The sequence below is a fragment of the Calothrix sp. NIES-2100 genome (genome assembly GCF_963875285.1).
Classification (GTDB): domain Bacteria; phylum Cyanobacteriota; class Cyanobacteriia; order Cyanobacteriales; family Nostocaceae; genus Aulosira.
Genome location: NZ_CAWNLA010000001.1, coordinates 4,475,896 through 4,488,446, shown reverse-complemented (window position 1 = coordinate 4,488,446; position 12,551 = coordinate 4,475,896). Strand labels below are relative to the sequence as shown.

Genomic DNA, 12,551 nt, shown 5'->3' with positions numbered 1-12,551 from the left:
TCAAAACTTCTTTCTGTCTTTTGAAAGGTTCGTTATTATAGTTCCCAGAATTTTATCAACATTAACAAATGATAAAATTTACTAGGCTGAAGCCTATCTTCTACATCACCCAATGCGAACAATGGAAATCAGCCAAATATTTTCTGTGATTGCGTTCGCGTAGCGTCTCGTAGAGAGGAACGAAGCAATCGCAAAGACTGGGATTGCTTCGTTCCTCGCAATGACATCTTACGTTTAAGTATGCCCGTCTACTTATTTCACGCAAAGGCGCAAAGGCGCAAAGTTTTTTAGGTGGTTTATTTCAGTATTTTTACCGGATTGATGTGAAAAAATGCGGATTAAAATATTTAGTTAAAATTATCACCTAGACATTGGGTACATTGTGATGAATAATAACTTTACTCCCCTAGATTGTGATGACGACATCATTCTAATTGCTACAGACAGTTTTACGGTAAGTAGGTTAAAAGAGTTGGTTATAAAAGGAATTAGAGAAAAGCAACCTTTGAATTGTGGTAGTAACGTTACTGTTGCAACTTTATATTTTATTTCTCACTTTCAAAGTTTTAAAATTTATGAGCAAGATATTTCTATAGATTTAATCAAGTTCCAAGTTGTAAAACAATGTAAATTATTAAAAATAGGCAGTAAAGGTTGGGAGTCAGGAGAAATAACAATAATTTTGTCTATTTCACCCAATGGAAAAAAAAAGATAATGTAGATCTAGAATTTTATTCCAATGAGCTAACTGAACCTGAATCGCCTTTAGATGATATTCGCAAAATGATGCAAACAACATGAAAAACATTCTCCATATTACGCAAGCTGAACAATGGGAAGATGCAAAAATTATCGGTAGCTATCGGGCTGATTCTCTGGATATTGAGGGGTTTATCCATTGTTCGGAAGCTAATCAAATAGTTAAGGTGGCTAATAGGTTTTTCTTTAATCAAAAGGGTTTGGTATTACTATTTATTGATGCTGATAAAGTTCAGGCGGAAGTTCGTTATGAGGAGGCGGAAATCGGTGAGTTATTTCCGCATATTTATGGGGAGTTAAATATTGATGCTGTGTTTGGGGCGATCGCTTTTGACTCTGGAGAAGATGGTATGTTTGAGTTGCCGCCAGAGGTTGTAGATTTAGGTTAAGGAACTGCACCAGGCGCAGAGGGCGCGGAGGAGGAGGGATGGAGAGTCAAGGGTTTGATGTGGGTGAGTATGTGGATCGGATGGCGTTGCTGGTGGATTTGCGGTTGCGGGATGAGTATCGTGATGGGGTGGTGGCAAATTTTGAGAGAATTAAAGCGATCGCTTCTCTTGTTAATGAATTCCCTATACCGGAAGATATTGAAGTTGCACCCATATTTGAACCATGAATGATGCTGTATCCATAGCTGCGGCTGTGCGTGAGGGTAAAATTAGCGCGGTGGAGGTGACTCAGGCGGCGTTGGCTAAAATTGCTGCACGCGATCGCGAATTGAATTGTTTTACGGCGATAATTGCGGAAGCGGCTTTAGCAGATGCAAGCAGAATTGACGGGGAAGTTGCCCAAGGTAATGATCCTGGGGTGTTGGCTGGTGTGCCTTTTGCAGCGAAGAATCTCTACAATATCGCTGGGTTGACGACTTTAGCCGGTGCGAAAATTAATGCGGAAAATCCCCCAGCTAAGGAAGATGCAACAGCAGTGGCGCGGTTGAAGCAGGCTGGTGCGGTGTTGGTTGGTGCTGTAAATATGGATGAGTACGCCTATGGGTTTGTGACGGAAAATTCCCATTATGGTGCAACTCACAATCCCCATGATTTACAGCGTGTGGCTGGGGGTTCTTCTGGTGGTTCAGCTGCGGCGGTGGCGGCGGATTTGGTTCCGTTAACGCTGGGTTCTGATACTAATGGTTCGATTCGTGTGCCGGCGGCTTTTTGCGGGATTTTTGGTTTAAAACCGACTTATGGTAGGTTGTCTCAGGCTGGGGTAGCTTTATTTTCTACCAGTCTCGATCATGTTGGACATTTTGCGCGTTCGGTAAGGGATATTGCTACAGTATTTGATATCCTCCAAGGTGCAGACGATCGCGATCCGGTATGTACAAAACGTCCCCCTCAATTATGTTTACCACAACTCAATCAAGATATATCTGGTATCAAAATTGCGATTGCTGATGAGTATTTTGCTAGGGGTGCAGCGCCGGAAGCATTGGCAGCATTAGAACAGGTAGCAAAAGCTTTAGATGTGAATGAGTATGTGACGATACCAGAGTCAGCCAGGGCTAGAGCAGCAGCATTTGTGATTACAGCCAGTGAAGGGGCAAATCTGCATTTAGATAAATTGCGATCGCGTCCCGAAGATTTTGATATTGCTACGCGCGATCGCTTTTTGGCTGGGGCGTTAATCCCCAATCAATGGTATTTGCAAGCACAGCGGTTTAGAAGATGGTATCGCGATCGCCTCCGGGAAATATTTAAAAATGTCGATATCATTCTTGCGCCCACTACACCAATTGCTGCTCCATTAATTGGGCAACAAACTATGATTTTAGATGGTGAGGAATTGTTAGTTCGTCCCCATCTCGGCTTATTTACCCAACCATTATCTTTTATTGGTTTACCTGTGTTATCGGTGCCAATTGTGCGCCCAAATTCTCTACCTTTAGGTGTGCAATTAATCGCTGCACCCTACAATGAAGCGTTAATTTTAAAAGTTGCATCTGTGCTGGAAGCCAAAGGTGTGGTATCAGCACCAGTGGTTTAACGCTGGGCAGAAGTCCCCAGCAAGGGAAAAATCCGACATGTAGCAAATACAACTACCCAAAATAGCCTTGATCTGTAATATCAAGTCCGGGTAATTAGTTATGATTCCCATAGTCACTGCACCCCACCCCTTAATCCCCTCCCCGCTTGCGGGGAGGGGAGACAAAGCGTCGCTTTGTCGGGGTGGGGTTCTTGGGATTTAGTAAGTAATCAAGCGGACATGATATAAGACAAAAGCACAAAAAGCATACCTCTTGCGGTTGTTGGTGAGTAGTTCATGAATTACAAGTTCAGTCTTAAGGGAGTTCCCGATAAGGGCGGAATTTGAATTCAATAGAAAAGACCGTGTATGCATACGGATGAAAATTCATGAAACGCGACGCCAGTGGTAAGTTTGTTAGCAATTGGAAGGAAGAAATAAAACAACGGGTTAGCTTATCTCTGACGAATACAGCTTGGCGATCGCTCGATGAGGCGGCTCATAAGCGAGGAATTTCTCGTTCGGAGATGATTGAATTTATTGCCCGTAGCTTTGGTGATGAAGCCGATCCCGATGATAATTGTTTTAGGTGTATTACGCAGCCGGAAGCGATCGCCAATTTACAACGTCAAAAACAAGATTTAGAAGCTTTATTAGACAATGCGCCCGATGCGATCGCTCGGTTCGATGCGCAAATTCGTTACCTCTATGTTAACCGGGTTGTGGAGGAAGTTCTGGGATGTTCCCGAGATGTACTACTTGGTAAATCGCTGGCGGAAGTTATCTCAGATCCAATTTATCGGTTTTGGGAAGAGCATTTAAGACTGGTGTTTGCGACAGCTCAACAACAAGAGATTGAATTTGAATTTACCACTCCGTTTGGGATACGATTCTATCAGGCTCGGTTAGTTCCAGAATTAGATAGTGAAGGAACGCCCATATCAGTTGTCGTCATTAGCCGAGATATTACCGCCAGCCGGGAAGCCCAACAACAGCACAGTCAACTGTTTGCGGCTCAAGAAACTGAGCGCCAAGTAACAACGATTCTGGAAAGTATTACGGATGCCTTTGTCGCTTTTGATAGCAATTGGCGCTACACCTATGTAAATCAGGCAGCGGCGAAAATTCTTCAGAAAACGCCAGATGAAATCCTGGGAAAGCATGTTTGGCTTGAGGTATTTCCGGAGTTAGTAGGTAGTATATCGTATCAAGAAATCCATCGCGCAGTTGCCGAACAAGTCCCTGTTTCTTGGGAAGAATTTGGTGAGCCTGTTCAGTGTTGGATAGAAGTTCATGCCTATCCATCTGCTGAAGGTGTGGCGATTTATTTCCGTGATATCACACAACGCAAACAAGCCCAGGCGGAACAGGAACGATTATTGCAAGAGTTGGAAACCGAACGCAAGCGGTTTGAAGCGGTGTTGCGACAAATGCCAGCAGGTGTGATGATTGCTGATGCTGCTTCTGGCAAACTGGTTCTGACTAACGAACAAGCCAAACAGATTCTGGGGTACGGCTATGAACAGTCGCTAGAACTGGAGGAATATGAGCTGATTGTGCCATTTACAGCCCTGCGCGGTAATGGCGAGATCTATGCTACTAATGAGTATCCCTTGGTGCGATCGCTCTTGAGGGGTGAAGCGATCGCCAACGAAGAAATCGAGCTACATCACAGTGATGGTAGCCATATTTTTATTACTGTCAATTCTGCACCAATTCGCAATCAGCAAAATCAAATTGTGGCAGCTGTTACCGTCTTCCAAGATATCACCGCACGCAAGCAGGCGGAAGCCAAGCTAAGACAGCAAGCTGAGATTTTAACAAATCAGCAGCGGTGGTTAGAAACAGTCTTAGATTTGATGCCCACACCAATGGTGTTTATTGAACCAGAGACAGCAAAAATCACCTTCGCCAACCGGATGGCGAATGAATTAGCAGGCGGTGACTTAGCGAAACACAAATCTGTTGGCGAATATCCCCAAGCTTCTTATTGCACCGATGACAACGGGGTGCGCATTCCCACCGCCAGAATGCCTGCGGTACTCATCGCCCAAGGAGAACGGTTACAAAACTATCAGGTAAACTGGCATTCTTCTAAGGGAATACGCGCAACTTTATGCTGGGGTGAAACCTTACCCGCCATGTATGGGCATCCGGCTATAGGCATTTGTATGTTTCAGGATGTAACTCGACTCAAAGAAATTGAAGACAACCAGAGGCACACAGAAGAACGCCTACAGCTTGCTTTATCTTCGGCGCAAATAATTGCTTGGGACATAGATTTGCTCGCCAATCATGTAGTATGTTCGCCCAATGCCGTGGATGTATGGGGCATTCAAGCAGGGACAGTAGAAGGTTTTTTTGCGATTATTCATCCAGACGATCGCCCACAGGTAATACAAACGGTGCAACGCGCGATCGCCGGCGAACCAATCTACAATTTAGAATATCGGGTAATTACCCCAGACGGGGCGATCCGCTGGTACAACGGGCAAGGGCAAGTTTATCGCGATCAAACTGGGCGGGCAATCCGCATGACTGGCGTTTCCGTGGAAATCACCCAACGCAAGCAAGCTGAACAGGAAAGAGAACTGGCACAGCGCCAACTGACAACGATTTTTGAAACTTCTCCGGTAGGAATTGCGCTGTTAGATGGCCAGCAGCGATATATTGCCATTAATCAAGCTTTAGCCACAATCAACGGACTCAAGCGCGAACAACACTTTGGGCGTTCAATTGCCGAAGTTTTTGGTGAATCCGATGCCAATATAGTGGAAATTTTTCACTCGATTTACACCACAGGCAATCCCTTTATCTGCCCCAATTTAGCAATCAACGTTCCCGCACGTAGCGATCGCTCCCCCGGTTACTACAATGTATACTATCTACCCACAAAAACCTCAACACATCAGGTAGAACAGGTATTAGCCTATGTTTTAGATGTCACAGAGCAAGTAAAGTTAGAGCATGGTCAACGCTTTCTATCTCAAGCGAGTGCAGTCCTGGCTTCATCCCTGGATTACCAAACTACCTTAGAGCAAGTAGCACAGCTGATAGTACCTGAGTTGGCAGATTGGTGTACAATCCACATGGTTACAGAAGATGGTGGAATTGAGCAGATTGCGATCGCCCACACCGACCCAGCCAAACTCGAATGGGCGCATCAAATTAACGAGAAATATCCCCTGAATCCCGAAGAGCCGCGTGGTGCAGCATTGACATTGCGAACCGGGCGATCGGATTTTTTAACCGATATTCCCGATGAATTACTTGTCCAAGCCGCCCGCGATTCAGAACATTTAGAAATTTTGCGCGAGGTTGGGTTTAAATCGGTAATGACAGTACCGCTACGCACCCAAACCCGAATTTTCGGTGTCATTTCCTTTATTGCTGCCGAATCTGGCAAACAATATGACCAGAGCCATTTACAACTAGCAGAAGAACTAGCTCACCGAGCTTCCTTAGCAATTGACAATGCCCAATTGTACCGCACAGCGCAACGAGATCGCGCCAAAGCCGAAGCCGCCAACCGCATCAAAGACGAATTTCTCGCCGTTCTCTCCCACGAATTGCGATCGCCCCTGAATCCGATTCTCGGCTGGACAAGAATGCTCCGGACTCAGCGCCTAAATCCCACAAAAGTCAACCTCGCCTTAGAAACAATCGAACGCAACGCCCAGCTGCAAGCCCAATTAATTGAGGATTTGTTGGATGTCTCCCGCATTCTCCAAGGCAAAATTACTTTAAATATCGCTCCCGTTAATTTAGTTGCCACAATTGAAGCAGCCACAGAAACAGTCAGACTAGCAGCAGCAGCCAAAAGCATTCAAATCCAGACTAAAATCAACCAAATCACCGGCAGCGTTGCTGGGGATAGTAACCGCCTGCAACAAATTGTCTGGAATTTAATCTCCAATGCTGTGAAGTTTACACCTTCAGGGGGAAGAATTGAAGTAAAATTAGAGCAGGTTGACATGTATGCGCAAATTCAAGTCAAAGATACAGGAACTGGTATCAGCCGAGAATTTTTACCTCATGTGTTTGAATACTTCCGCCAAGAAGACGGTACAAGTACACGTAAATTTGGCGGACTGGGTTTGGGACTAGCGATTGTCCGCCATTTAACTGAACTGCATGGCGGAACCGTTCACGCAGAGAGTTTAGGACAGAATTTAGGTGCAACATTCACCGTGCGACTACCTTTAAATCCAATCGCCCAGAAACTATCAGGCGGGAGCAGTCATTCACTACCAACCAACCTCACAGATATTCAAATATTGGTTGTAGATGATGATAGAGATATGCGTGAATTAGCAGCTTTCATCCTCACCCAAGCAGGCGCACATGTCACCACAGCCGCTTGTGCAACCCAAGCATTGAGTATGTTGAATCAATCTCTCCCCGATTTGCTACTATGTGATATCGGGATGCCAGACACTGATGGTTATTCCCTGATGCGGCAAATTAGAAAATGCTCACCCGAACAGGGAGGAACCATCAAAGCGATCGCCCTGACTGCTTACGCCGGAGAAATCAACCAGCAACAAGCCTTAGCCGCCGGATTTCAGATCCATATCACCAAACCGATTGATCCCGATGAGTTAGTGCAAACAATTGTGCAATTGCTGAATCGCGATCGCTAACGGATGGCACAATAAGAGCGATCGCTCTTCCAGTTCCCTCCTCTCACGCAGAAGGAGAGAAAGGACTTTGGCAGGAGTGTTGAATAAAGCTAACAATCGGGAAACTATAAGCACATGCTAGCCATTCATATCATGTCCGGGTAATTAGTTATGATTCCCATAGTCATTGCACCCCACCCCTTAATCCCCTCCCCGCAAGCGGGGAGGGGAGACAAAGCGTAGCTTTGGCGGGGTGGGGTTCTTCGGATTTAGTAAGTAATCAAAAGGACATGATATCACGGGAAAATCCCACAACCAAACATAAAAAACTCTCTTTCCCATGCCCCTTGACCCATGCCCCATGCCCATTTTCCAGTAAAGAAGATATACTACTTTTGTGCTTTTCTTTACATGGTATTAAGTATGACATTTACACCAAAGCTGGAAGATATTCAATACAATAACTTAAAAGAAGTCAAGTTAGGCAGAGTACAACCATCAGGAGATATATACAATCTGGAATTACCAATATTTCAACTACGTAGTTTTCTCGAACCCTACGAAACTTTGCTCGGTAATTTAATACAACAATTAACCGATTTAGTTAATCATAGTTTAAATCTAAACTTTGATAATGCTCATCATATTTTAAATATTATTAGACAAACTTCTGAAGTTGATTTTGTATTCATATTGGGCATCGAACAACAAGATAATTGGTATGTTAAATCACATAGCAAACCCGATCCAAATCTAGACCATAACTTTTATTTTAATACTTTCAACTCACATATTTTACCTACTATTTCCCGATTAGCAATTTTTAACCCTGGTTATCATGGTATTTATCGACTACATGAAGATAAAAATGGTGAGAGCAGAGCTTTTGTACTTATACCTTTAAAAAGTCTACCCGAAGCTGAGGTAATTGTGGTTTGTGGTATCCCCCAAGATTCCTATCTTTTGGGAGATATATACGGGCGGATATTATCAAGCTTTTATCACGCTTGTCATAAATTCTCGTATAATCCGGCATTAGTAGAAGCAGCTATTCTTGATGATCTAAAGAAAGATTTTGGATTTGTGGCAGCAAATTTATATGAACGCAGATTTCAACTATTTTGTGAGCGTCTGCAAAGAATGATAGTTTATTTTGAACCAGTTCTGCATTTAGATGCTGACGAATTATTTATCAGCAGTTGGGAAGCTTTAGCCAGAGATCCCGATACCTTAACCGCGCCTGTAGATTTATTTCAGGCTGCGGAAATGTGGGGGCCAAGATTTACCATTGAACTCGACCAATATTTTCTCAGAACTGCTACTTATAGTTATCAAGAAGCGAGAAAAAAATCCCAACAAAACAGATCTAAAGATATAGTACCATTATCAGTTAACGTTTATCCAGAATCTTTAATCAGAACTGCTTATTTTCAAACAGTCCGTCAAGTTCTGCAAGAAAAAACGATTACATCTAGAAATCTCATCTTGGAAATTTCTGAAAAAACCGAAATCCCACAATTTAATGATGGTGTGCGGTTGAATTCACCTTTAAGATTTTTCAAGCATAAATTGCTGGAATATGTGAAACAATTACATATTAGATTTGCCATTGATGACTTTGGAGTTGGTTACGCTTCAGTTTCTCGTTTAGCCGGATTGAACCCATCCCATGTCAAAATCGATCGCAATATTTTGGATCATCAACCTTGTGATATAATTATTCGCTTTGTGCATGAATTAGTAGGAGCAAATAATCTCAATCCCTCGAATGTAATTGTCGAAGGTATAGACGAAACTACGCCGATTAGCTTACATCGGCTACAAGAAATTGGTGTGAAATATATTCAAGGACATATTGTCGGTAAACCCAGTCCAGAAATTTATCGGTTGAGTAAAGAAAAGTACGATGACTTGAGAAGAATGATTTTAGAGGATGTCTGAAAACTTTTTAGTGTTGTATTTAAGACCTGTAGATCCCCCTAAATCCCCCTTAAAAAGGGGGACTTTAACGGGAGCATCCCAAATGTGTAAATTTATTTTTTTGTGGTGCGGGCATCTTGCCCGCTGCTTTAGCATTAGGGAGCAAGATGCTCCCACTACAAATTTATTTTGGCAAAATTGGGATGCTCCCACTTTAACTCTGGTTCCCCCCTTTTTAAGGGGGGCTAGGGGGGATCAAGCGCAATATTTAATACTTCTCAGACATCCTCTTAGAACAGCCATGAGGGGGAGGGGGGATGAGGGAGTGTGGGGAGTGTGGGGAGTTTTCTTCCCAATGCCCAATGCCCAATGCCCAATGCCCAATGCCCCATGCCCCATGCCCAATTACAAACTACCTTTCCCCAATCAAGGTAAAAGCCGCCCAATCGCCGGGGGAAGGAAACTTTTCCTTGGTCTTTAACATCGCCTGACGCAAGGCCAGCGCCTTATCTGGTTGAGTTTGCAAACTCTTATAAAATTCCACCATTAAATATTGTGTGGGTGTATCCCGTACTTGCCACAGGGAAACCAGCACACTGGGAACACCGGCAGAAATTAATGAACGGGATAACCCAATCACACCATCACCGGAAAGTTTTCCTTGACCAGTTTCACAAGCACTTAAAACTACTAATTGGGCATTGATTTTTAAATCTAAAATTTCCTCAGCTTTAAGTAAACCATCATCATTACCCGATGGTGCAAGGGCTATCCAACTACCCAAACCCCGGTAATCATCCGCCCAACCATGAGTAGCTAGATGAATCACATCTACTGTTGATAAGCGTTGCAGAATGTTGGCTTTAGTCGCATCTTTACCCAGAATCGCTTGAGTTTTTAATAAATTGGCAATCGTCATTGCTTCAAGTTCTGCCCCTGGTAGTGAATCTAACTGCTTTGCAGGTTCCCCTGGTTCCGTAGAAACTACAGGCATAGCCGGATTACCGACAATTAAGGCATTATGATAATTAGTTATTCTCCCGTGCCCTAATTTATGAGTAAAATCTAACACCTGAATTGCTGGAGTAGTGAGAATAGTATGTTTTTCAATTAAGTACTTACCTTGTTGATCACGCAAAGCTGGGAAAGGCACTAGGAATAAAGAATCTTGAGGGATGAAAATAACTCGCTCGCTAGGGTTTTTTGGTAACAAATCAGCGATATCTTTAATTAAAATATCATGCAATTTTTCTAATGGTTTTTTAACTTTATTGCCGCGACCTCTAGCCGCACTAATGCCTATGCGACTATTAGTAACTAATTCATATAAGGTTGTATTAAATTTTTGCCACAGGGGTTTAAGGTCGGTTTTGCGGAATGTGACTTCACCATTTGGCTTGACAACCCAAATATAAAGTTCTGATTCTTTGATTTTTTGTTGACCAGCTACTTGAAAATTATCGTAAATAATAGAATATTCAACGAGAGTGGCATTTTGCTGTTTGGCAATTTGTTGAATCTCAGCAATTGTTGGTGCTGGGGTCGATTTATCTGTTTGTTTACTATTAGATAGGCGAGATGCTAACAATTCAACAAACGCCCTAGCGCGACTGCGTTCAGCAATTTCTAAAGCAGCATCGGTTTTATTTTGGGCGATGAGGACTTGTTGTAAAATTCTGTAGGTGCTGCTTTGGGTGTCAAAAAATGAGACTTTGTTATTATCAACTAACTTTTGATCTCGCAGAGATTCTTTAACTTTAATTCCCGCATACAGAGTTTTCTCTGCGGCGGTCTTATTACCTTGTTTGTAGAAAGCAAGTCCGAGATTGTTTAAAGACTTTCCCTCACCTAATGGATCTTTGATTTGCTGGGCGATCGCTAAACTCTGCTGATAGTACTCAATGGCTTTAGCGTAGTCTCCTAAAGCATTGTAAGCATTACCAAGATTACCCAAAGACCCACCCTCGCCTAATGGATCTTTGATTTGTCGGGCGATCGCTAAACTCTTTGAGTGGTATTCAATCGCTTTTGGGTAGTCTCCCAAAGCATAGTAAGCAGTACCGAGATTACCTAGGGCGTTTCCCTCACCAGTACGGTCTTGAATTTCCTGGGCGATCGCTAAACTAGAAGAGTAATACTCAATCGCTTTTTTGTACTCACCCAAAGAAAAGTAAGCAATACCAAGATTAGCTAGGGACTGTCCCTCACTATTACGGTCTTTAATTTCCCGGACGATCGCTAAACTCTGCTGCTGGTACGCGATCGCTTTTGGGTAGTCTCCCAAAGCATTGTAAGCATTACCGAGATTACCCAGCACTGTACCCTCACCCTTACGGTCTTGAATTTCCTGAGCGATCGCTAAACTTCGCTGATAGTAATCAATGGCTTTTTTATAGTCTCCTAAAACATTGTAAACAATACCGAGATTACCCAGAGACTGTCCCTCACCATTACGGTCTTGGATTTGTTGGGCTAATGCTAAACTCTGCTGCTGGTAATCAATGGCTTTTTTGTAGTCTCCCAAAGCACCGTAAGCAGTACCGAGATTACCCAGCGCCGTAGCTTCGCCATGATGATCTTTAATTTGCTGGGCTAGTGCTAAATGCTGCTGATAGTATTCAACTGCTTTTTTGTAGTCTCCTAAACCATCGTAAGCATTACCGAGATTACCCAGATCCGCACCTTCGCCTAATGGATCGTCAATTTCCCGGGCGATCGCTAAACTTGAGGAGTAGTAATCAATGGCTTTTTTGTAATCTCCCAAAGAAAAGTAAACAATACCGAGATTACCCAAGGCGTTTCCCTCACCTCTACGGTCTTTGATTTGTTGGGCGATCGCTAATCTCTGCTGCTGGTACTCAATGGCTTTTTTATATTCTCCCAAATCTCGGTAAGCAATACCGATATTACCTAGCGTCTTTCCCTCGCCTAATGGATCTTTAATTTCTCGGTAAATAATCAGCGCTTGTTGCCATAATTGTAATGCCGCTGCAAATTGACTGCTTTCATACTGCTGATTACCTTGCTCAAACAGTCTATCAGCTTGGGCTTTAGACACCGATGGGGTTTGCGCTAACACCTGGGTAATTCCCCCAATTGCGCTTCGGTTAATCGGTGCTTGTGCAATGGTGCTGAGTAAGGCGATCAGGGTAATAAGTGCGATTTTGTGTATCTTCATCGGTATTACTGAGGTGATCCTATCAGTAACATATATATTTGTGATGACTCAAAGTATTCAGTTTTGTCGTTGGGTATTGGGCATGGGGCATTGGGCATTGGGCATGG

Annotated in this window: 7 protein-coding genes; 6 read left to right on the top strand and 1 reads right to left on the bottom strand. The window is 43.4% G+C overall.

Annotation, left to right across the window (positions count from 1 at the left end; translation table 11 throughout):
• The first annotated feature begins 385 nt into the window (after positions 1 to 385).
• The 6 genes from AACU32_RS18360 to AACU32_RS18335 all read left to right on the top strand — a co-directional run bounded on the left by AACU32_RS18360 (position 386) and on the right by AACU32_RS18335 (position 9,287).
• On the top strand, positions 386 to 721 hold the full coding sequence (locus AACU32_RS18360; RefSeq protein ID WP_096602085.1) for a KGK domain-containing protein: 336 nt from the start codon (positions 386 to 388) through the stop codon (positions 719 to 721).
• A gap of 76 nt (positions 722 to 797) precedes the next feature.
• Entirely contained in the window at positions 798 to 1,148 is a 351-nt protein-coding gene (locus AACU32_RS18355) for a DUF952 domain-containing protein (RefSeq protein WP_096602079.1), read from the top strand.
• Between the two features lie 38 nt (positions 1,149 to 1,186).
• Positions 1,187 to 1,375, top strand: coding sequence for a DUF4089 domain-containing protein (locus AACU32_RS18350; protein ID WP_096602076.1), 189 nt, complete (start codon positions 1,187 to 1,189; stop codon positions 1,373 to 1,375).
• A complete protein-coding gene (locus tag AACU32_RS18345) occupies positions 1,372 to 2,745 on the top strand; it encodes an AtzE family amidohydrolase (protein WP_096602073.1) in 1,374 nt (457 codons plus the stop codon). The genes AACU32_RS18350 and AACU32_RS18345 overlap by 4 nt, the downstream gene beginning before the upstream one ends.
• Before the next feature lie 368 nt (positions 2,746 to 3,113).
• Positions 3,114 to 7,367 carry a PAS domain-containing protein gene (locus AACU32_RS18340; RefSeq protein WP_096602070.1) on the top strand — a complete coding sequence of 1,418 codons (4,254 nt, stop codon included), beginning with the start codon at positions 3,114 to 3,116 and terminating at the stop codon, positions 7,365 to 7,367.
• 402 nt (positions 7,368 to 7,769) lie between these two features.
• On the top strand, positions 7,770 to 9,287 hold the full coding sequence (locus tag AACU32_RS18335; RefSeq protein ID WP_096602067.1) for an EAL domain-containing protein: 1,518 nt from the start codon (positions 7,770 to 7,772) through the stop codon (positions 9,285 to 9,287).
• 391 nt (positions 9,288 to 9,678) lie between these two features.
• Here AACU32_RS18335 and AACU32_RS18330 read toward each other — a convergent pair whose 3' ends face one another.
• Complete coding sequence (locus AACU32_RS18330; RefSeq protein ID WP_096602064.1) at positions 9,679 to 12,444, bottom strand: CHAT domain-containing protein; 2,766 nt, start codon at positions 12,442 to 12,444, stop codon at positions 9,679 to 9,681.
• Positions 12,445 to 12,551 lie beyond the last annotated feature (107 nt).

Excerpts from the sequence above, each read along its gene's own strand:
- AACU32_RS18360 (WP_096602085.1), top strand. The coding sequence starts at position 386 with ATGAATAATAACTTTACTCCCCTAGATTGTGATGACGACATCATTCTA.
- AACU32_RS18355 (WP_096602079.1), top strand. The coding sequence starts at position 798 with ATGAAAAACATTCTCCATATTACGCAAGCTGAACAATGGGAAGATGCA.
- AACU32_RS18350 (WP_096602076.1), top strand. The coding sequence starts at position 1,187 with ATGGAGAGTCAAGGGTTTGATGTGGGTGAGTATGTGGATCGGATGGCG.
- AACU32_RS18345 (WP_096602073.1), top strand. The coding sequence starts at position 1,372 with ATGAATGATGCTGTATCCATAGCTGCGGCTGTGCGTGAGGGTAAAATT.
- AACU32_RS18340 (WP_096602070.1), top strand. The coding sequence starts at position 3,114 with ATGAAACGCGACGCCAGTGGTAAGTTTGTTAGCAATTGGAAGGAAGAA.
- AACU32_RS18335 (WP_096602067.1), top strand. The coding sequence starts at position 7,770 with ATGACATTTACACCAAAGCTGGAAGATATTCAATACAATAACTTAAAA.
- AACU32_RS18330 (WP_096602064.1), bottom strand. The coding sequence starts at position 12,444 with ATGAAGATACACAAAATCGCACTTATTACCCTGATCGCCTTACTCAGC.